General features: G+C 64.3%; 19 protein-coding genes and 1 tRNA gene. 6 read left to right on the top strand and 14 right to left on the bottom strand.

The genetic code is table 11. The features are described from left to right. The first annotated feature begins 195 nt into the window (after positions 1-195). From F757_RS0125405 to rodA, 5 genes are all read left to right on the top strand, one after another. Positions 196-1,239 (top strand): rod shape-determining protein, encoded by a 1,044-nt coding sequence (locus F757_RS0125405; protein WP_004189550.1) that lies wholly within the window; start codon positions 196-198, stop codon positions 1,237-1,239. 151 nt (positions 1,240-1,390) lie between these two features. Next, positions 1,391-2,488, top strand: a complete 1,098-nt coding sequence (mreC, locus tag F757_RS0125400; protein WP_027213835.1) for a rod shape-determining protein MreC — start codon at positions 1,391-1,393, stop codon at positions 2,486-2,488. Further along, positions 2,485-2,997, top strand: coding sequence for a rod shape-determining protein MreD (gene mreD / locus F757_RS0125395; protein WP_027213834.1), 513 nt, complete (start codon positions 2,485-2,487; stop codon positions 2,995-2,997). The genes mreC and mreD overlap by 4 nt, the downstream gene beginning before the upstream one ends. A 141-nt stretch (positions 2,998-3,138) precedes the next feature. Next, positions 3,139-5,598: a penicillin-binding protein 2 gene (mrdA, locus tag F757_RS0125390; protein WP_027213833.1), complete on the top strand. Its 2,460-nt coding sequence runs from the start codon at positions 3,139-3,141 to the stop codon at positions 5,596-5,598. A 10-nt stretch (positions 5,599-5,608) separates the two neighbouring features. Continuing rightward, a complete protein-coding gene (gene rodA, locus F757_RS0125385; RefSeq protein ID WP_027213832.1) occupies positions 5,609-6,757 on the top strand; it encodes a rod shape-determining protein RodA in 1,149 nt (382 codons plus the stop codon). Between the two features lie 66 nt (positions 6,758-6,823). On the opposite strand, the gene F757_RS0125380 is transcribed toward rodA, so the two are convergent. From F757_RS0125380 to def, 14 genes are all read right to left on the bottom strand, one after another. After that, positions 6,824-7,525, bottom strand: coding sequence for a tetratricopeptide repeat protein (locus F757_RS0125380; RefSeq protein ID WP_027213831.1), 702 nt, complete (start codon positions 7,523-7,525; stop codon positions 6,824-6,826). Then, positions 7,522-8,304 carry an HpcH/HpaI aldolase family protein gene (locus tag F757_RS0125375; protein ID WP_027213830.1) on the bottom strand — a complete coding sequence of 261 codons (783 nt, stop codon included), beginning with the start codon at positions 8,302-8,304 and terminating at the stop codon, positions 7,522-7,524. Before F757_RS0125375 ends, F757_RS0125380 begins: the two co-directional genes overlap by 4 nt. 236 nt (positions 8,305-8,540) lie before the next feature. After that, on the bottom strand, positions 8,541-8,984 hold the full coding sequence (queD, locus tag F757_RS0125370; protein WP_156923731.1) for a 6-carboxytetrahydropterin synthase QueD: 444 nt from the start codon (positions 8,982-8,984) through the stop codon (positions 8,541-8,543). Positions 8,985-8,993: 9 nt separating this feature from the next. Beyond that, on the bottom strand, positions 8,994-9,626 hold the full coding sequence (gene queE / locus F757_RS0125365; protein WP_027213828.1) for a 7-carboxy-7-deazaguanine synthase: 633 nt from the start codon (positions 9,624-9,626) through the stop codon (positions 8,994-8,996). 98 nt (positions 9,627-9,724) lie between these two features. Next, positions 9,725-10,456 (bottom strand): 7-cyano-7-deazaguanine synthase QueC, encoded by a 732-nt coding sequence (queC, locus tag F757_RS0125360; RefSeq protein ID WP_027213827.1) that lies wholly within the window; start codon positions 10,454-10,456, stop codon positions 9,725-9,727. A 429-nt stretch (positions 10,457-10,885) separates the two neighbouring features. Next, a tRNA-Phe gene (locus F757_RS0125355) sits at positions 10,886-10,961 on the bottom strand. Between the two features lie 96 nt (positions 10,962-11,057). Continuing rightward, the gene (gene esaR, locus F757_RS0125350) at positions 11,058-11,747 is read right to left on the bottom strand and encodes a response regulator transcription factor EsaR (RefSeq protein WP_013337726.1); all 690 of its coding nucleotides are present in this window, start codon (positions 11,745-11,747) and stop codon (positions 11,058-11,060) included. Beyond that, the gene (locus F757_RS0125345) at positions 11,748-14,162 is read right to left on the bottom strand and encodes a sensor histidine kinase (RefSeq protein ID WP_027213826.1); all 2,415 of its coding nucleotides are present in this window, start codon (positions 14,160-14,162) and stop codon (positions 11,748-11,750) included. Next, positions 14,152-14,751, bottom strand: a complete 600-nt coding sequence (locus F757_RS0125340) for a DUF4390 domain-containing protein (protein ID WP_027213825.1) — start codon at positions 14,749-14,751, stop codon at positions 14,152-14,154. Before F757_RS0125340 ends, F757_RS0125345 begins: the two co-directional genes overlap by 11 nt. After that, positions 14,748-16,187, bottom strand: a complete 1,440-nt coding sequence (gene rsmB / locus F757_RS0125335; RefSeq protein WP_027213824.1) for a 16S rRNA (cytosine(967)-C(5))-methyltransferase RsmB — start codon at positions 16,185-16,187, stop codon at positions 14,748-14,750. The genes F757_RS0125340 and rsmB overlap by 4 nt, the downstream gene beginning before the upstream one ends. A gap of 186 nt (positions 16,188-16,373) precedes the next feature. Further along, positions 16,374-17,231 carry a zinc metalloprotease HtpX gene (gene htpX / locus F757_RS0125330; RefSeq protein WP_027213823.1) on the bottom strand — a complete coding sequence of 286 codons (858 nt, stop codon included), beginning with the start codon at positions 17,229-17,231 and terminating at the stop codon, positions 16,374-16,376. A 104-nt stretch (positions 17,232-17,335) separates the two neighbouring features. Continuing rightward, positions 17,336-17,977 (bottom strand): LysE family translocator, encoded by a 642-nt coding sequence (locus F757_RS0125325; protein ID WP_027213822.1) that lies wholly within the window; start codon positions 17,975-17,977, stop codon positions 17,336-17,338. Positions 17,978-18,102: 125 nt separating this feature from the next. Continuing rightward, the gene (fmt, locus tag F757_RS0125320; protein ID WP_027213821.1) at positions 18,103-19,089 is read right to left on the bottom strand and encodes a methionyl-tRNA formyltransferase; all 987 of its coding nucleotides are present in this window, start codon (positions 19,087-19,089) and stop codon (positions 18,103-18,105) included. 37 nt (positions 19,090-19,126) lie between these two features. After that, positions 19,127-19,630: a peptide deformylase gene (def, locus tag F757_RS0125315; RefSeq protein ID WP_027213820.1), complete on the bottom strand. Its 504-nt coding sequence runs from the start codon at positions 19,628-19,630 to the stop codon at positions 19,127-19,129. A 241-nt stretch (positions 19,631-19,871) separates the two neighbouring features. Here def and dprA point away from each other — a divergent pair, with 241 nt between their 5' ends. Continuing rightward, entirely contained in the window at positions 19,872-21,155 is a 1,284-nt protein-coding gene (dprA, locus tag F757_RS0125310) for a DNA-processing protein DprA (RefSeq protein WP_027213819.1), read from the top strand. The last annotated feature ends 80 nt before the right edge of the window (positions 21,156-21,235 follow it).

Below are 21,235 nucleotides of genomic sequence, written 5' to 3'. Positions count from 1 at the left end.
CTTACCAAGGCCTTTCTGGACATTTCGTGAAGATGGTTCGGATTTTTCTGGCCTGGCTTTGCACCGGCCTCCGGTAGACTCCCTCGCAGCTTCAAATTCCTGTGGCGCCGCATCGCCCGGTTGAAGCTGTTATTTTTTCCGCTGCCGCCCTGCGCAACATTGCGCGGCCCGGCCCCAAGCGAGACAGGATTTTGAATGTTCGGTTTTTTGCGCAGCTACTTCTCCAACGACCTGGCGATTGACCTCGGCACCGCCAACACGCTCATCTACATGCGTGGCAAGGGCATCGTTCTCGATGAACCGTCGGTCGTGTCCATCCGCCAGGAAGGCGGACCCAACGGCAAGAAAACCATTCAGGCAGTCGGCAAGGAAGCCAAGCAGATGCTCGGCAAGGTGCCGGGCAACATCGAAGCAATCCGCCCCATGAAAGACGGCGTGATCGCCGACTTCACGGTTACGGAACAGATGATCAAGCAGTTCATCAAAACTGCTCACGAATCGCGCATGTTCTCGCCGTCGCCGCGCATCATCATTTGCGTGCCGTGCGGCTCGACCCAGGTGGAGCGCCGCGCGATCAAGGAAGCCGCGCACGGTGCGGGCGCCTCGCAGGTGTACCTCATCGAAGAACCCATGGCCGCCGCAATCGGCGCCGGCCTGCCGGTGTCGGAAGCCACCGGTTCCATGGTGGTGGACATCGGCGGCGGCACGACCGAAGTCGGCGTGATCTCGCTCGGCGGCATCGTCTATAAAGGTTCGGTGCGCGTGGGCGGCGACAAGTTCGACGAGGCCATCGTCAACTATATCCGCCGCAACTACGGCATGCTGATCGGCGAGCAAACGGCTGAAGCCATCAAGAAGGAAATCGGCTCCGCCTTCCCGGGTTCCGAGGTCAAGGAAATGGAAGTGAAGGGCCGCAATCTGTCGGAAGGCATTCCGCGCAGCTTCACCATCTCCAGCAACGAAATTCTCGAAGCACTCACCGACCCGCTGAACCAGATCGTCTCTTCCGTGAAGATCGCGCTCGAGCAAACCCCGCCGGAACTTGGCGCGGACATCGCCGAACGCGGCATGATGCTCACGGGCGGTGGCGCACTGCTGCGCGATCTGGACCGCCTGCTCGCCGAGGAAACCGGCCTGCCGGTGCTCGTTGCGGAAGACCCGCTCACGTGCGTGGTGCGCGGCTCGGGCATGGCGCTCGAGCGCATGGACAAGCTCGGCAGCATCTTCTCGTACGAGTAAGCGAGCGAGTTCGATGTCAGTAGCGCGGATCTGGCAATCGGCCCCTTGCGGGCCGGTTTGCCATTGGCTGGGCCGCCCAGCGTCCGTGCGCTGAACCGCGTTTTCAGCGCGCCGCCGCCTCACCCAACCGCTTACGCCCCCGGCGCCGACCATGGAATACAGTCCGCCGCCCCTTTTCAAGCAAGGCCCGTCCGCCCTCGCACGGCTCGTGTTTTTCGTCGTGCTGGCGCTTGCCCTGCTGATCTCCGACGCCCGCTTCAGAACGCTCGAAATCGTTCGCGGCGTGCTCGGCGCGGGTCTTTATCCGTTGCAGCGCGCCGCGCTGGTGCCGCGCGACGTCTTCATGGGCGCCGCCGACCTGGCCGTGACGAGCGCCACGCTACGCAGCGACAACGAGAAGCTGCGCACAAGGAACCTCCAACTGTCGCAACAGGCGAACACCGCCGCCGAACTCTCGGCGGAAAACACCCACTTGCGTGCGTTGTTGCAACTGTCGCAGCGCGCGAGCACGCAGTCGCTGCCGGCGGAAATCCAGTACGACACGCGCGACCCGTTCACGCAGAAGGTGGTGATCAACCGCGGCGCGCAGCAAGGCATCCAGAACGGCTCACCGGTGGTCAACGAAGACGGCGTGATTGGCCAGGTGACCCGCGTATTCCCGCTGCAAGCCGAAGTCACGCTGCTGACCGACAAGGACCAGGCCGTGCCGGTGCAGATCGTGCGCACGGGTCTTCGCAGCGTCATCTATGGGACGCCGAAAGGCGATACGCTCGATCTGCGCTTCGTGCCCATCAGCGCCGACGTGCAAACGGGCGACGAGCTCGTCACGAGCGGGCTCGACGGCGTCTATCCGCCGGGCTTGCCGGTCGCCAAGGTGGTACGGGTCGACAAGCAGGCTGACACCGCGTTCGCGCGCGTGATCTGCCTGCCGATTGCACCGGTGCGCGGTGCGCGTCAATTGCTGGTGCTGCATTACGTGAACGATTTGCCGCCGCGCCCGGTCGAGGAACCGGAAACGCCCACGAAAGACGGCAAGGCCAAGAAGGGCGCCAAGCCGGCCGACAGCAAGGCCGCCGCGGACAGATCCGCGAAACCGTCCGAGAAGTCCGCGAGCAATGCGGCCGGCCAGGCAGCCCAGGCGGCACCGGGCGGCAAGCCGCCGGGCGCCGGGCAAAAATCCGCAGTAGCGAAAAAGCCCGCCGCTCCTGAAAATGCCAAGCCGCAAGCCGCGCCCGGGGCCAAGCCATGAACCGCCCGCAATATATCCTTCAGCCGGTCAATCCGTACTTCATCGCGTTCAGTCTCGCCGCTGCATTCCTGCTGAACCTGATGCCGTGGGGGCGCCTTGTCGGCGTGCCTGATTTCGTCGCGCTCGTGCTGCTGTTCTGGAACGTGCACCAACCGCGCAAAGTCGGCATGGGCATTGCCTTCTTCCTCGGCCTGTTGATGGATGTGCACAACGCGAGCCTGCTCGGCGAACATGCGCTCGCCTACACGCTGCTCTCGTACGGCGCGATCACGATCCACCGCCGCGTGCTGTGGATGTCGCTAGGCGTGCAAACTTTTGCGGTCATGCCGCTTCTCGTCATCGCACAACTGGTGCCGTTCGTGATCCGTCTGCTGACGGGTGCGGCGTTTCCCGGTTGGGGCTACCTGATCGACGGATTTGTCGAAGCCGCGCTGTGGCCTGTCGCCAGCGTGCTGCTGCTGATGCCGCAGCGCCGCCCGGCCGACCCCGACGACACGCGGCCCATTTGATCCGGCGCCGCGCGTGCAGGCCGTTGCCATGAAACCGGCATTGCCTGCTCGCGCGACGCTCATCGCTTTTCATGCCTTCCGGTTTTGCCCGGATCAGGCGCACACTCATGATGGCCGTCGCCCGGCCTTTTGCAGAATCGCATGACCGAATTCAAGGACACCCAGCAACAGCTCTCGAAGTTCCGCGTGCGCGTCGCCGCGGCGGGCCTGTTCGTGTTCGTCTGCTTCGGGCTGATCGGCTTTCGCTTCCTGTTCCTGCAGGTCTGGCACTACAGCAAGTACTCGCTGCAAGCGGACGAAAACCGCATTTCCGTTGCGCCGATCGTGCCGAACCGCGGCATCATCACGGACCGTAACGGCGTGGTGCTGGCAAAGAACTACTCCGCGTACACGTTGGAGATCACGCCGTCCAAGCTCAATGCACCGCTCGAAAGCGTGATCGACGATCTGGCCACCGTCGTTTCGATCGACGCGCGCGACCGCCGCCGCTTCAAGAAGCTGCAGGAAGATTCGAAGAATTTCGAGAGCCTGCCGATCCGCACCCGCCTCACCGACGACGAAGTCGCGCGCTTCACCGCGCAGCGCTTCCGCTTTCCCGGCGTGGAAGTGCGGGCGCGCCTGTTCCGCCAGTATCCGCTCGGCCCGACGGCGGCGCACGTAATCGGCTACATCGGGCGGATCTCGCAGCGCGACCAGGAGCGCATCGACGACGCCAGCGATCGGAACGACAGCGATCCGGAGCACTACGACCCGCGTCTGGACGCGAACAACTACAAGGGCACCGACTACATCGGCAAGATCGGTGTCGAGCAGAGTTACGAGACGGAACTGCACGGCCAGACCGGTTTCGAGGAAGTGGAAGTCACCGCCGGCGGCCGGCCGGTGCGCACGATGTCGCGCACGCAGGCGACGCCCGGCAATAACCTCGTGCTGTCGCTCGACATCGGCTTGCAGCAGGTGGCCGAGCAGGCGTTCGCGGGCCGACGCGGTGCGCTGGTCGCCATCGAGCCCTCCACCGGCGACGTGCTTGCGTTCGTCTCCGCGCCGAGCTTCGATCCGAATTCGTTCGTAGACGGCATCGATCAGCAGACCTGGGACGAGCTCAACAACTCGCCCGACCATCCGCTTCTGAACCGGCCGCTGCACGGCACCTATCCGCCGGGTTCCACGTACAAGCCGTTCATGGCGCTCGCCGCGCTCACGCTGCACAAGCGCACGCCGGGCTGGGGCTTTCAGGACCCGGGCTCGTACACCTTCGGCGGTCACACGTTCCGCAACGACGTGCGCTCCGGTCAGGGCTGGGTCGACATGAACCGCGCAATCGTGGTGTCGAACGACACGTACTTCTACATGCTCGCGCACGACCTCGGCGTGAACAACATCGCGAATTTCATGAAGCCGTGGGGCTTCGGCCAGATCACCGGCATCGACATTACCGGCGAGGCGCGCGGCATCCTGCCGTCAACGGACTGGAAGCGCAAGGCGTACCGCAAGCCCGAACAGCAAAAGTGGTACGAGGGCGAAACGATCAGCCTCGGCATCGGCCAGGGCTACAACTCGTTCACCATTCTTCAACTGGCGCACGCCACGGCCACGCTCGCGAACAACGGCGTCGTGATGAAACCGCACCTCGTGCGCGACATCGAAAATCCGCTCACCAAAGACACGCGCCCGGTCGTGCGCGATCCGAGCGACAGGATTCCGGTGAAGCAGTCCGACATCGACATCATCAAGCGTGCGATGGAAGGCGTCGTGACGAACGGCACAGCGTCGAAGGTATTCATCGGTGCGCCGTATCTGGCGGCGGGCAAGACCGGCACGGCGCAGGTCTACTCGCTGCAGGGCGCGAACTACAAGGGTCACGCGATCGCTGAACATCTGCGCGACCACGCGCTTTTCATCGCCTTTGCGCCGGCCGATCAACCGAAGATCGCGCTCGCGCTGATTGTCGAAAACGGCGGCTGGGGCGCGGAGGCGGCCGGCCCGATCGCGCGCAAGGTGCTCGACTACTACCTCGTCGGCAAGAACAAGCCGGGTGCCGAAGCGGCGGCTGTCGCGGCGGCCGCATCGGCCACTCAGGACGCGTCCGCGCCGGAAGTCGGCGCTGCGCCCGCGCCGCAGGAAGCGACGCAGCCGGTCAAGATCGCCGCGGGCTTTACCGCGCTGCCTATGCCGGGGGCCGCGTCCGCGGCGGCTGCTGCTTCGGCGGCAGCGGCGGCTTCTTCGGCAGCGGGGGCCTCGGCTGCTGCGTCAACGCCGCCAGCGAATGGCGCGTCGGGGCCAACTGGCACGGCAGGCGTCGCGTCTTCCGCCACCGCAACGACATCCAGATCGCCCGCCGCTGCGGCGGGTCCATCGGCCGCGCGCAAGCAGCCGGCATCGGCTGCCGCGGCCAGCACGCCAGCGACCGCGTCAGCCGCGGCGGCCGACCGCGCGACCGCGCGCAAATCGGGCGCGCCACGCCTGCCACGCCCGGCGAGCGCACCTGCGCCCGCGACCGCCGCACGCCCCGCAAGCAACGGGGGCTCGCAACCATCGCGCGATAGCGGCACCGAGCCCGCGTCGCCACGTCAGCCGGTTTCCGGCGGCATCGACGAATAAGGAGAAAGGCATGCAATTCGACAAGCGCGCCTGGCTCGACCGCATCAAGCGGATGTTCGCGGGCTTCGACCGTCCGCTCGCACTAATCGTATTCCTGCTGCTGTGCGTGGGTCTTGTCACCTTGTACAGCGCGAGTCTGGACGTACCGGGCCGCGTGGAAGACCAGTTGCGCAACATCATGCTGACCTTCGTGCTGATGTGGGCGCTCGCCAATGTTCCACCGACCACGCTAATGCGCTTCGCGGTGCCGCTCTATACGTTCGGCATTGCGTTGCTGGTCGCCGTGGCGTTGTTCGGCCTCACGCGCAAGGGCGCAAAGCGCTGGATCAACGTGGGCGTGGTCATTCAGCCGTCCGAAATCCTGAAGATCGCGACGCCGCTCATGCTCGCCTGGTACTACCAGCGACGCGAAGGCGTGATGCGCTGGTACGACTTCCTGGTCGGGCTGCTGATTCTCGCGGTGCCGGTGGGTCTGATCGCCAAGCAGCCCGACCTCGGCACGGCGGTGCTGGTCTTCGCCGCAGGCTTCTTCGTGATTTACTTCGCGGGCCTGAGTTTCAAACTGATCGTGCCGGTGCTGATTGCCGGCGTGATCGCGGTGGGTTCTGTCGCAGCGTTCCAGGACAAAATCTGTCAGCCCGACGTGCAATGGCCGCTGATGCACGACTACCAGAAGCACCGCATCTGCACACTGCTCGACCCGACGTCCGATCCGCTCGGCAAAGGCTTCCACACCATCCAGGCGGTGATTGCAATCGGCTCCGGCGGCCCGCTGGGCAAAGGCTGGCTCAAGGGCACGCAGGCGCATCTGGAGTTCATTCCGGAGAAGCATACTGACTTCATTTTCGCCGTGTTCTCCGAGGAATTCGGACTCGCCGGCGGCATCGTGCTGCTGACGCTCTACATGTTGCTTATCGCACGCGGGCTCTACATTGCGGCAAACGGCGCGACACTGTTCGGACGCCTGCTGGCCGGCTCGTTGACCATGGCATTCTTCACGTATGCGTTTGTCAACATCGGCATGGTGAGCGGCATTCTGCCGGTGGTAGGCGTGCCGCTGCCGTTCATGAGCTACGGCGGCACTGCGCTCACTACACTCGGCGTCGCAATCGGCCTCATCATGAGCGTCGCGCGGCAAAAACGCTTGATGCAGAGCTGAACGAAGGCATCGCGCGGCACGCGGGCAAAACGAAAAGGGGCGCCTCATCAGATGCGCCCCTTTCGCTTACTGCGGTTTCACTTCCTTCTGATCCCGCAGCTGCGAACTCAGTTGCTGATACTTGAGCCGCGCCGCCGGATCGCCCTGCGCGGCAGCCGCTGCATAGTAAGCGCGCGCCACGTTGAGGTTCCTGTCCACGCCGTCGCCGCCGCGCTCGTAGAAAGAGCCGGTCACGTACTGCGCGGTCATGTCGCCGCCTTCCGCGGCCTTCTTGTACCAGAGGAACGCCTGCTTGTTGTCGCGATCGGTGCCGCGGCCATCGAGGAACTGATTGGCGAGCGCGAGCTCGGCCTGCACGTGTCCCTGTTGCGCAGCCTTCAAAAACCAGCGGTGCGCTTCCACCGGATCGCGCCCGACAAACTCGCCATCGTCATACATCTTGCCGTACACATATTGCGCGTGCGACATGTTCGCGTCGGCGGCCTTGCGCAGCCACTTCTTGCCTTCGTCGATGTTGGCCGCCGTGCCTTCGCCGTTGAGCAACATCATCGCGTAATTGAACTGTGCGAGGCGGCTGCCGCGCTGGGCCGCTTTGCGAAATTCGGACAGCGCCGCTGTCATATTGCCGGCGTTGTAGTCGGCGACCGCAGTTTGCGTCTCCGGGTCGTTCGATTTCGCGACGCGATCTTGCGCATGCGCCGCCATGCCCGTCATCAATGCCGCCGCCACGGCTACCTGCGCGACGACGCCTCGCCTCAGCCACTTCATGCTCTTACCTCCTGCAACGCCTGGCGGGTTGCGCGCAACATCCACATGACGTCGGCGGCCAGAGCGATAAAACGAAAACCAGCGTCGCGATGCTGTCTTGCGCTCGCGGCATCCATCGAAAAAATGCCGGCGGCAATGCCCGCCTTGTCGGCGGCGCTGACGATGCGCGCCATGGCCGCCTGCACGTCGGCATGCTTCGAATCGCCGAGATGACCGAGACTGGCGGCGAGGTCCGCGGGTCCGACGAACAGGCAATCGACGCCCGGCGTCGCCGCGATCTTTTCCACTTCATCGAGGCCGCGCGCGGACTCGATTTGCACGATGGTGGCTATCTGCGCGTTAGCCGTTTGCACGTAGTCGCGCCGCATGCCGTATGCGGCAGCGCGCACTGTGCCCGCGACACCTCGCAGACCATCGACGGCCTCCGCACTCGGATATTGCGTGAGACGGACAGCATGCGCCGCCTCTTCAGCGGACTCGATGTTCGGAAACATCAGCGTGCGCGCGCCAGCGTCCATCACACGCTTGACGAGCCACGGCTCGCGAGCCGGCAGACGCACCACCGGTTCGCTCGGCAAATGGGCGGCGGCAATCGCGCGCAGTTGCGAGGTCACGTCACCGCTGTCGTTCGGCGCGTGTTCCATGTCGATCAGCAGCCAGTCGAAGCCGGCATGCGCGAGCGCCTCCGCGGCGGCATCGCTGCCGAGCGACAGCCAGAGCCCGAACAGCGGGTCGGCTTCTTTCAGACGTTGCTTGAGGGGATTGGTGAAGGTGCTCATGGCCGCGCTCCGTGCGTTTGGAAACCGTTTTTGCACGAGCCGTGCGCGGCCTTGCACGAGCCGCGGGCCAATGCGCCCGTCGGATGGTCGAGGCCCACCGCCTCGCCCGGAAATGGACGGCTTGTGTACCTGCTGCGGCGCAATGCTGTGACCGGCATGTCTCGCTCCGTGTGGTTATGGAGCGATCATACCGTGACAATAACGCGGCAGCTGTGCCGCGCGGCGATACGGGGGCGTTAGTCGCGGACCACGTCGGCCCAGCAATTCGGCGTCTCGTACAGGCGCACCTTGTGAAGCCGCAGATTTACGCCGTAGTGCGCGTCGTACACGTTGGCGAGCACCTCGAACGCGACAGCCGCGAGATTCTCCACGGTCGGAATGCGATCGAGCACGACCGTTTTGTGGCCCGCCATGGTTTCCAGAAAGCCGCGCACCTGCGAGTCGCCTTCATAGACGAGGAACGCGTGATCCCACTTGTCGACGAGATGCTCGACCGCGAGCGACTTCACGTCGGCGAAGTCCATCACCATGCCGCGGTCTGGCGCGCCTTCGGTGTCGACCAGGTCGCCTTGCAGCGTGATTTCGAGCACGTAGCGATGGCCGTGCAGATTGCGGCACTGGCTACGGTGATCGGGAATGCGGTGACCCGCGTCGAATTCGAGTTTTCGTGTAATCGTCAGCACGGCAAATCAGGGAATGTTCAGATACTTGTGGGTCTGCATCGACAGGCGCCATTGCGGATGGCGTTTGCACCAGTCGATTGCAAGCCTGGTGTTGATGTCGCGCGACGGGCCGTCCATCGGCTGGACGAGGAAATACTGGAAGTCGAGCTTCGCATAGTCGGACAGACGCTGGTTGTCCTGCGGAATCACGACCTTGAGTTCATTGCCTTTCGTGACGACGAGCGGCGCGTCGGCCTTCGGGCTCACGCAAATCCAGTCGATCGTTTCGAGCACCGGCAACGAGCCGTTCGTTTCAATAGCGATTTCAAAGCCGGCCGCATGCAACGCGTCGACGAGCGGCTGGTCGATCTGCAACATCGGCTCGCCCCCGGTACACACGACAAAGCGCTGGCCTTCGCCTTGCGGCCATTGTGACGCGATCATCTGCACGAGCTCTTCGGCGCTGCGGTACTTGCCGCCATTCTCACCATCGGTGCCGACGAAGTCAGTGTCGCAGAAGCGGCACACAGCTTCGGCGCGGTCTTCCTCGCGCCCCGACCACAGGTTGCAGCCGGCGAAGCGGCAAAACACGGCCGGGCGCCCGGCATTCGCGCCCTCGCCTTGCAACGTGTAGAAAATTTCCTTGACCGCGTACGTCATGCTGCTTTCCACCCTGTACCGTGTACTTGTACTCGCGTACCTTGTATAGCTTGTGTACCTACGAATCGTTGCTCAAGCCGCGCCGTTGCGCGGCATTGTCAGACAGGCTCGGTTACCTTTTCGCCTGCGAGATAGGCTTCGTAGCCACGCTTGCGCAAGCGGCAGGCCGGACATTCGCCGCAGCCGAAGCCCCACGCATGCAGCTCCGCGCGCTCACCGACATAGCAGGTGTGCGTTTCGACGCGCACGAGTTCGACCAGTTCGTCGCCGCCCAGCTCATGTGCGAGACGCCAGGTGTCCGCCTTGTCGAGCCACATCAACGGAGTTTCGAGCAGGAAGCGCGAGTCCATGCCCAGATTGAGCGCGACCTGCAGCGCCTTCATGGTGTCGTCGCGGCAATCGGGATAGCCCGAGAAGTCCGTTTCGCACATTCCGCCGACCAGCACCTGCAACCCGCGCCGGTAAGCAATGGCCGCCGCGATCGTCATGAACATCAGGTTGCGGCCCGGCACGAAAGTGTTCGGCAAACCGTTCGCCGTGGCCTCGATCTCGATTTCGCGCGTCATTGCCGTATCGCTGATCGCGCCGAGCACGGAGAGGTCGATCATGTGATCGTCGCCGAGGCGCTCGCCCCATGCGGGGAAGGTACGCGCGACAGCGCTGCGGAAACCCTCGCGGCATTCGAGCTCGACGCGATGGCGCTGGCCGTAATCGAAGCCCAGCGTCTCGACCGTCTCATATCGTTCAAGCGCCCATGCGAGGCACGTGGCGGAATCCTGGCCGCCGGAAAACAGCACCAGAGCGCTACGTTTAGCGTCTTTGCGGATCACCGTGAAACTCCGTGAATGATGAGGGCCGCGTAGCGCTGCGCGAGGTGCGCCATGCAGGCAACGCGGCGCGAGCCGGCACTGTTGCCGGCCCAAAGCAGTATAGGCCGCGGGTACAGTCTGCGAAGCGGGTGGGCGCTTATACCGATGATCGTCGGCCGAAAGGTTCTTGTGCGGATCGCGGCTGGAACACGCGCCTATCAAGGCCAATGAACGCGATCAACGTTAATCGATGCATTCAGCAGGTGCCGCACTGTCATGCAAGTCTTTGAACTGGCGCGATTTTATCACGCGAAGCCGAAGCCCGCCGCAGGCACCCTATTGCCCACTTTCGCGGAGCGCCTGCTCCGAGCCCCTTGCCCACCGAAACAATGAAACCCCACAGCAAAAGGAAAAGCCCCAGGAATCTTGCGATTTCCTGGGGCTGAATCCTGGTGGCCTGGGACGGAATCGAACCATCGACACGCGGATTTTCAATCCGCTGCTCTACCAACTGAGCTACCGGGCCAACGAAGAACGAAATCATATCAAAGGACCATCTACTGGACAAGCCCCCTTCTCTAAAAAATCTGCGCAAGCCAAGCCGGCCCACGCTGAGCGGCGCTCACTCGCCTTTGTTCTTGCCGAGATCGACGCCCAGTTGCTTGAGCTTGCGATACAAGTGCGTGCGCTCCAGCCCGGTCTTTTCTGCGACGCGCGTCATGCTACCGTTCTCGCGTGCAAGGTGATACTCGAAGTACGCACGCTCGAATGCATCGCGCGCATCGCGCAGCGGAATGTCGAACGAGATGGAGGCGGTTTGCGCCGCCAGGACGCCGCTGCCGTGGCCGTCGGCAGACAGCATGGGCAGCGCCGCCGCCGAAGCCACCGCTGACGAATTCATCGGCAGGGCCGACTTCGCCGCGGCGCCGCCGGGCTGCACAGCCGCCGTGCCGCGCGCCAGGCCCTGCTCGACGGCCTTCAGCAGCTTCTGCAACGCAATCGGCTTCTCGAGAAAGTTGAGCGCGCCGATCTTCGTTGCTTCAACCGCGGTGTCGATGGTCGCGTGGCCGGACATCATGATTACCGGCATGGTGAGCTGCCCCTGCGCAGCCCATTCCTTGAGCAACGTCACGCCGTCCGTATCGGGCATCCAGATGTCGAGCAGCACCAGGTCCGGCGCCTGACGCAAACGGAATTCGCGCGCCTGCTGCGCGTTTTCCGCCGCCTCCACGACATGCCCCTCGTCGCTCAGGATCTCCGAGAGCAATTCCCGGATGCCCATTTCATCATCTACCACCAGGATGGTTGCCATTTACGCTGCCTTTGTCTGCACTGTTGCTTTTGTCTTTCCCTGCGACGAACCGCCCTGCGCAGGACGCGGTCCCGCTTCGGGAGCCGCGGCGTCGTCTGCCAGCTGAAGGAAGAGGATCGAGATCTGCGCGCCTTCGATCACATCGCCCGCTTTCATGCGATTGCGAATGTCGATGCGCGCGCCATGTTCGTCGACGATCTTCTTGACCATCGCAAGACCCAGGCCCGTGCCCTTGGCCTTGGTCGTCACGTAGGGCTCGAACGCACGCGTGAGAATACGTGTGGGGAAACCCGGTCCGTTATCCGACACTGTCAGACGCACAGCGACGCGTGCCTTGCCTTGTGCGTCGGGGTCTCCGTATTCTACTGTCCTCGTCTCGAGCAGCACACGCGGGCGTTCCACCTCGGCCACCGCGTCCTGTGCATTCTGCAGCAGGTTGTGAATCACCTGCCGCAACTGCGTCGCATCGCCGCGAATGGCAGGCAAGTCCGACAGCTCGACCTGAATCGCGCCCTTGCCTTCTTCAATACCGTAAAGGGTCAGCACTTCGCTCACAAGGTCGTTCAATTGCAGATGCACGAGCACGGCGGGAGGTGTGCGCGCGTAATCGCGGAAATTGTCGACCATCTGCTTCATCGCGGCGACCTGGTTCACGATGGTGGTCGCGCCGCGCTTGAGCACGTCTGCATCCGACGGGGCCAGCTTGTCGGCGAGTTTCATCTGCAGGCGCTCGGCCGAAAGCTGGATCGGCGTGAGCGGATTCTTGATCTCGTGCGCGAGCCGCCGCGCGACCTCGCCCCATGCGATGGAGCGCTGCGCGGAAATCACGTCCGAAATATCGTCGAACACCACCACGTAGCCGGATGTCTGCATGTCCTGCGCGTCGCGGTCGGTCGCGGATACGAGGCGCGCGCCGCGCACGAGCAGCGTGAGCGGCTCCGATTCGCCCGGCACCTGAATCGAAAACTGCTGCTGCCAATGGCCGCCGTCGTCGTGAGCGTCGCCGCTGGCGGCCTCGCGATCGGCAAACGCCTTGCGCACCATGCCGCCGAATTCGCTCAACACGGCGATCTGTTCAAGCGCTGAGCCGAGCATCTCCTGAAACTGCTGACGGAAGATGCGCTCGGCGCCGCGATTGGCCGTGGTAAGCCGGAACTGTCGGTCGAACACGAATACGCCCGCCGTGAGGTTCGCGAGAATGCTCTCCAGATATGCCTTTGAATGCTCGAGTGCAATGCGGTTGTTCTCGACCGCGGCGCGCGCCTCGGACAACTGCCGCGTCATGGCATTGAACGACTGCGTGAGGAAGCCGAGTTCGTCGCGCGACTTGATTTCGCGCTTGGGCGTGTAGTCGCCCTCGGTGATTTCCTTCGTGCCCTGCGCGAGCAGGAAGAGCGGCCGGGCCAACTGGTTGCCGAGCGCGAGCGCGAGCATCATCGCGATGAAGGTGGCGAGGAACAGCGCGAGCGTGAGCGTGCCGATGTACATCTTGCGCAAGCCGGTACGCCCCAGCGCCTTTTCCTGATACTCGCGATATGCGCGCTGCACGGCGTCGGCATTGCGGGCGAGCGATTGCGACACCGGCTGCGTGAGTTGCAGAAAACGCTCCGTGGGTTGCAGAAGCGTCGCGTTCGAATCGGGAATGCGCTGCACGACGCGCAACCGCAGCGCACCCTTGCTGCCGTGCACGCGAGGGTCGCCGTCGACTTCGCCTTCTATCGCCGCATAGCCGCGTCCGCGCGCCTGATCGATCATGAGGGACGTGGGCAGGTCGTTTGGCACGAGCGTCGCGTAATTGCTCGAGGCCTGCGCAACCACGTGCATGTCAGGCGTCGCGCCGGACATGCTGCGCGTAGGCTCGACGATCGTCGCATCCTGCACGCCGAACTGGTCGCGCAGGCGCAGCAGCGTGAGCGTGGTGCCGGCCGCGTCTGCACTCGCGAGCTGCTCCGACATCAGACGCCCCTTGGTTTGCAGATCGGACAGCGACGCGTCGAGCATGCCGCGTCCGAGGTTGAGACCCGATGTGAGCGCGGTTTCCACATTCACGTCGAACCACGACTCGATACTGCGCGACACGAACTGATACGAGACCACGTAGATGATCCCGCCCGGCACCACCCCGACCAGCGCCATGAAAAACGCGAGCTTCGCCAACAGCCGGGTGCCGAACTTACCCCTTCTCAGGCGCACGATAATGACGACGACCAGGGTCGCGACCACCAGCAAAAAGATGATCGCGACCACGAGATTGGCCGCATACAGCCATTGGTAATAGCGGTCGAAGAATTCGGTGTTGGCGCTGGCCGCGGCGAGCAGCACGAGCAACAGCACGGCCGTCACGGCGACCGTGGACACCAGCACGCGCACGACGATGCTGCTGACGCTGGTGGCGGAGCGCACTTTATTTAGCACGTTCGGTCACCGTAAAAGTAAAACGCTTCCATTCCGACGCAAGGTTCCAGTCGCGATTGTTCACCGCGTCGATCTGGAACGGCTTGGGCATCATCGCAATGTCTAGCTGCATGCGCACCGACGCAGTGTAGGTCTCGCCCGCATGCACGTCGCTACGCTCGATCACGTGCCACGACGACACGTGCTTGATGACCGCGAGCGCGTCTTTCAGCGTGGAGAAGCCAAACTGCAAACCGCCGGAGGACACACCCTGCACGCGATATTCGCGCGTGAGCGGTTGGAACGACAGCCGCAGAGTCTGCGACGCGTTGACCGGCTGTTCGTCGAACCAGTACCAGCGCGGCCGGCTCAGTTCGAAGTCGGTCGTGAAGTAAAGCGGAATGCCTTTATTGACTGCGTCTTCGAGATTGCTGTTCAACTCGAAATCGAAACGCGCCTCGAGGCTCCAACCGGAGTTGTCCGCTTGCAGCGAAGCACGCTGCACGGCGATCGACTCGGCGTGCGCCGCGCCGGGCGCGGCCAGCCACACGGCCAGCGCGACCCAAAGCACGGCGACGAGCCGAAGCGGGAAGAAGCGTTTGATGGTCACCGTTTCTGAAAGCGCGCGTAGAAAAATCCGTCGTGGTCTGAGTTCGCGCCGGCGCTGATGTCAGCGAATCCTCCGGCATGAGAACCGGCCGATGTGTCGGCGGGCGCGCAGGCGACTGAAGGTAAAAGTTGCCCCGGCGCGTCCAATCGTACCGCATCCTGATGGTTGTTTCCAAACCACTGCGCCTGCAACTCGCCTTCTTCGGGAAAGATCGAGCACGTAACGTAAAGCAATTCGCCGCCAGGTTTCACGAGCGGCCAGAGTGCGCCGAGAATGCGCCGCTGTTCGTCGACGAGCGCGGGAATGTCGGACGCGCGGCGCAACCAGCGAATGTCCGGATGACGCCGCACGATGCCCGATGCCGAGCACGGCACGTCCGCGAGAATGCGATCGAATGGCTGGTCGATGTCGTCATGCCATTTGGACGGCGCACCCGCGTCGCCGATTCGCACCTCTGCTTCGAGCTTGAGCCGCTGCAGGTTTTCGCCGATGCGCCGTGCGCGCGCCACGTCGCTTTCGAGCGCCACCAGTTGCAGATTTGCGAGCTCAAGCAAATGTCCGGTCTTGCCGCCCGGTGCCGCGCACGCGTCGAGCACGCGCATGCCGTCGCGCACGCCGAGCAGTTGCGCCGCGAGTTGGGCGCCTGCGTCCTGCACCGAGACAACGCCCTCGTTGAAGCCTGGAATACGGTCAACGGGCATCGGCGTGGCGAGCTTGACTGCGTGCTCGCCCGCCTGGCTCGCGGCAATGTGGTGCTGCTCGAGCAACTGCAAATAGGCTTCAACAGTCGAATGCCGTGCGTTCACGCGCAACGTCAACGGACCTTGCGTGTTGCCGGCCGCCAGCACTTCTTGCCATGCTTCGGGCCACGCACGCCTCACCGCGTCGATCCACCATGTTGGGTAATTCCAGCGCGCCACTTCGTCGGTTTGCGCTTCGGTCAGCAATTGCTCGCGCTCACGTAGGAAGTTGCGCAGCACCGCGTTGACCAGCCCCTTCGCGAACGCGAACTCGCGACGGGCCGAAATCGCGCTGACCGCCTGATCGACCACCGTGAACGGCGTATAGGCCGCGCTCGCTTCGTCGTCGATCAGGAGCGCCAGCGCGCACGCCAGCACATGGCCGACATGCGGCGGCGGTGCTTTCTTGACGAGTCGCGCGATCAGCCATTCGGCCGTGCCCAGCCGCCGCATCGTGCGATACGCGATGTCCTGCACCGCGCCGCGCGCAGCAGCGGCGCTGCCCTCGGGCGCGGACACGAAAACGGATTGCAGCGCGGCCGGCAAAGCCGCGCCGAGGCGCACAGCGCCGACCGCTTGCGCGGCGCAATCGAGGGCGAAGCCGAGCGATTCCGGCGCGAGATGCAGCACGGATAAGCGGGACTCGCGCGGACGCGCCGACGAAGAAGCAGAACGCGAAGAAGGCTTTGGGATCATGGGAACACGAAGGCAGGCCGCGCAGTAGGCGCGGCACAATGAACACACATTGTAGCGTGGCGCGGGCCGCGGACCGGCAGCCCAGCGGCGGCGCAGCGCCCACTCGCGTTGGTCAAACAAAAAAGGCAGGTCCGAAGACCCGCCTTTGTCTTTTTCAGACCGCGCGTGATACCGCGCACGCGCGCCTTATTCGAAGCGCCCGGTGCGCGCCATCTCCATCAGACGCGCGATGCGTTCTTCCGTCGCCGGGTGCGTCGAAAACAGATTCGCAATGCCGCCGCCCGCCAGCGGGTTCATGATCATCATCTGCGCGGTGGCCGGATGCTGCTCCGCTGCGGGAAACGGAATGCCGCTCGCGTAACGATGAATCTTGTCGAGCGCCGAAGCGAGCGCTTGCGGGTCGCCGGAAATCTGCGCGCCGCCGCGGTCCGCCTCGAACTCGCGCGCACGCGAAATGGCCATCTGGATCAGCGCGCCCGCAATCGGCGCAAGCAACGCGACCGCAATGCCGGCAATCGGGTTTGTGGGACGCCCGTTTTCGTCGCGGCCGCCAAAGAACATTGCGAAATTCGCGAGCGCGGAAATTGCGCCAGCCATGGTGGCCGAAATCGTCGAGATCAGAATGTCACGATGCTTGACGTGCGCGAGTTCGTGCGCCATCACGCCGCGCATTTCGCGCTCGGACAACACGCGCAGAATGCCGGTGGTCGCCGCCACGGCCGCATGCTCCGGGTTGCGGCCGGTAGCGAACGCGTTGGGCGCGTCTTCGTTGATCAGGTAGACGCGCGGCATCGGCAAGCCGGCGCGCGTGGAGAGCTCACGCACCATACGGTAGAACTGCGGCGCGCTGGTTTCGTCGACTTCCTGCGCGTTGTACATGCGCAGCACCATCTTGTCCGAGAACCAGTACGAGAAGAAATTCATACCCAGCGCGATGACGAGCGCGATCGCCATGCCGCGCGACCCGCCGATCATTCCGCCGATCACGATGAAAAGGGCCGTGATCGCGGCCATCAACATCGCGGTTTTGACCCAATTGAACATGTCTGCCACTCCTTGCCCTAACGCGGGGTTCATATCCGTGCCGCGACATCGCGGCGCCTGATTGTAAGCGAAATGTTAGATATGGACGCGCGCGGAAAATTCAATCATCTGGAGGCGGTCGCGAGCTTGATCCCTAAGCCGACAAAAGCGCTGCCGACACCGCGGTCGAGCCACTTCTTCACCGACGGCTTGCCGGAAAAGCGCTGCGTCACGCTCCCAGCGACCCACGCGACGAAACTGTTCCACAGCATGCTCATTACGACGAACACGGCGCCGAGCGTGAGAAAGGCGAGCGCCTTCTGCTCAGTGCCGGCGGCAACGAACTGCGGGAAGAACGAGACGAAGAAAAGAACCACCTTCGGGTTCAGAACATTAGTCCAGAAGCCTTGCAGAAAAAGCTGGCGCAGCGACTTCGGCGCGCCGGCCGCGCGGGCCGCGCCACGAGCTTCGTCCACGGCCGGCCGGGCGAAAATGAGCCGCACGCCCAGATAAATCAGATAGATCGCGCCGACAAACTTGATGACCGTGAACGCCGTGGCCGACGCGGCGAGCAGCGCCGTCAGCCCGAAGGCGCACGCGAGCGAGTGCACGCAGCAGCCAGCCGAAATGCCCAGCGCGGACATCAGCCCCGCCCCTCGTCCCTGCGCGACACTGCGCCCGACGATATAAGCCGTATCCGGCCCGGGCGTGACGTTCAGCAGAAAAACGGCGACCACGAAAAACTCGAAATGGGTAATGCCGAACATGGGAATCCTCGAAAACTGAGTCTCTGCAGCACGGATTCTAACGCGCGGCGTGCGCGCGGCGGCGCCGCCTGCGTCATTGGCCGAACGGGCGATCGGCTAGCGCTGGCGGGCCGTGCCGGGCTCTGTCAGCCTGCTTCGGGAAGCTGGAAACGCTGACCCGCAGCGAGCGCAAAGCCCGCCAGGAATTCGCGCACCGGCAGGCGTTTGCCGCCGGGTTTTTGCAATTGCGTGAGACAGAGCGCACCTTCGCCGCAGGCCACCACGACGCCTTCCGCGGACACGCCGATGACGGTGCCGGGCGCCGCGTCGCTCGTAGCGTTTTCGGCGGTGGCCGCCCAGATCTTGATCGAGGTGCCATCTTCGAGCGTGGCCACTCCGCCAGGGAACGGATCGAACGCGCGCACCTGGCGGGCGAGCGCCGTGGCCGGCCGACGCCAGTCGAGAGCGGCCTCGTGCTTGCCGATCTTTTCCGCGTAGGTGACGCCGTCGGCAGGTTGCGGCGTGGAAGTCAGCTTGCCGTTCTTCTCGAGTTCGCCGAGCGCCTCGACGATCAGCCTGGCGCCGTCAAGCGCGAGGCGGTCGTGCAACGTGGCGGTGGTGTCGTCGGCGGAAATCGGCGTGCGCGTTCCGGAGATCATCGCGCCGGTGTCGAGGCCGGCATCCATCTGCATGAGCGTGATGCCCGTTTGCGCGTCGCCCGCCTCGATCGCGCGGTGAATTGGCGCGGCGCCACGCCAGCGCGGCAGCAGCGATGCGTGAATGTTGATGCAGCCGAACGGCGCAATGTCGAGCACTTCCTGCGGCAGGATCAGGCCGTAGGCGGCCACCACCATCACGTCATGCGGCGTGGCGCGCAACAGCTCGATGGCCGCCGCGGCCTCGGTCGGATACTTGCCCGCGCGGCGCAAAGACTGCGGTTGCGCGAGCGCGAGCCCGTGCTCCACGGCGTAACGCTTGACGGGACTGGCCTGCAGTTTCATGCCGCGCCCCGCCGGCCGGTCCGGCTGGGTGAGCACGAGCGGCACCGGAAAACCCGCACCGTGAATGGCGGCGAGCGCCGCCGCAGCGAATTCCGGCGTGCCGGCAAAGACAACGCGCAACGAATGACTCATGAGCGGGACAGGAAGCAGGGAGCGGAACGGGCGCGCATTACATCGCGTGGGCGAGTTTTTTCATCTTGCTCTTGATGCGCGTCTGCTTTAGCGGCGACAGATATTCGACGAACACGCGGCCCATCAGGTGATCCATTTCGTGCTGGATGCACACGGCGAGAAGCCCCTCGCAGTCCATCTCGAACGTTTCGCCCTTCTCGTTGAGCGCCCGCACGCGCACTTTCTCCGCGCGCTCGACGTTGTCGTAAATGCCCGGCACCGACAGACAGCCCTCTTCCGACAGCTTTTTCTCGTTGCTCGACCAGACGATTTCCGGGTTGATGAACGCGAGCAGCTGATCGTGCGTGTCGGATACGTCGATCACGATCACGCGCTCGTGCACGTCCACCTGGGTGGCCGCGAGGCCGACGCCCGGCGCGGCATACATAGTTTCGGCCATATCCGCGACGAGGCGGCGGATACGGTCGTTGACCTCTTCCACCGGCTTCGCAACCTTGTGCAGCCGTTTGTCCGGGTAATTGAGGATGTTCAGTAAAGCCATGATTTCGAGTGTGATTTTCGGCGCCGCTGAGCTTGGGAAGGCTCGCGTTGGCCATTCGGCCAGGTTGTGGGCCAGTCGCAATACGCACACGATAGATGGTGTCGAACCGGTTCGATTCAACGCGCCACAGCGCTGACGACGAGCCCGCGCGGGTTGGCGCGGCGCTGCAGTTATTTCGGATGATGAAAATTTTAGCATGGCGCCCGCCTGCCCGCTGGCCCTGCACGAGGATCGACCCGCAATGCACACCTTGCCTTCAACGCAAACCGAACTCGCAGCGTGGCTGCGGCTCTCTCTCGCACCGGGCCTGAAACCCGCGGCGCTGCGCCTGCTGCTGAGTGCTTTCGGCCTTCCCGAAGCGATTCTCCAGCAGGACCGTGAAACGCTCGCCGCGATTGCCGGCGAAGCCGCGGCCCGCGCGGCGCTCGCTCCGGCAGGCCCCGACTTCGACGCCCATCTCGACGCGGTGACCGCCTGGCGTGAGCTGCCCGGCAACCAGATCGTCACGCTCGACGACCCGGCCTATCCGCCAGCCTTGCTCACCATGCCCGATCCGCCGCCGCTGCTATATATAAAAGGGCGTCTGGACCTGCTGCATACGCGCGCGGTCGCGCTGGTGGGCAGCCGCAGCGCCACGCCGCAAGGTCTGGAAGACGCCGAACGCTTCGCGCGCACCATTTCGGCCGCAGGCGTGACCGTGGTGTCCGGGCTTGCTCAAGGGATCGACGGCGCGGCGCATCGGGGCGGGCTCGACGGAATCGGCAGCACCGTCGCGGTGATCGGCACCGGCGCGGACCTGGTCTATCCGTCGGCGCACCACGCGCTCGCGAGGCAGATCGCCGTGCAAGGCGTCATTGTGTCGGAATGGCCGCTCGGCACGCCGGCGCGCGCCGCCAACTTCCCGCAGCGCAACCGGCTGATCGCAGGGCTCGTGAGCGGCGTGCTGGTTGTCGAGGCCGCCATGCGCTCGGGCTCGCTCATTACTGCGCGGCTCGCCAACGAGATGGGCCGCGACATCTTCGCGTTGCCCGGCTCGATACACGCGCCGCTGTCGCGCGGGTGTCATCGAATGATCAAGCAGGGCGCCAAGCTGGTGGAGACGCCCGAAGAGATGCTGGACGAATTGGGGTTCGCGAGGACGGCGCCTGCTGTTTCGTCCGTCGATGTGGGCATGCGCGTTCAGCGCGGTGCGACATGCACGTTCGCCGATGCCGCAGCGGGTTGCATGCCCACGGACTCGCCGGATAGCCGCGAGCCGGGATGCGCGGCGCAGTTGCATTCAACCGAACCGACGCCGGCCGAAGCGCGCCGCCCAAGTGTGACGGTTGCATCCGACCCCGACGCTCAACGGCTCCTCGCCGCGCTGGGCCACGCCCCGACCAGCCTTGAAATTCTCGCCACGCGCACCGAAATGGACTACGCCGTCCTGCAGACCACGCTGCTGCAACTGGAACTCGCCGGCCACGTCAGCGCGCTGCCCGGCGGCCGCTACGCGCGGATAAGCCACGGCCAGGCGGCGACATAGCCGGCACACGCTGCGGGCCCGGCCCGGCCACTCTGCGCGATCCGCCGTGCTACATTCGCGCCAAAGCATTCGACCAAGCA

The organism is Burkholderia sp. WSM2232 (assembly GCF_000472545.1).
Classification (GTDB): domain Bacteria; phylum Pseudomonadota; class Gammaproteobacteria; order Burkholderiales; family Burkholderiaceae; genus Paraburkholderia.
This window is presented reverse-complemented; position numbering and strand designations above follow the sequence as displayed.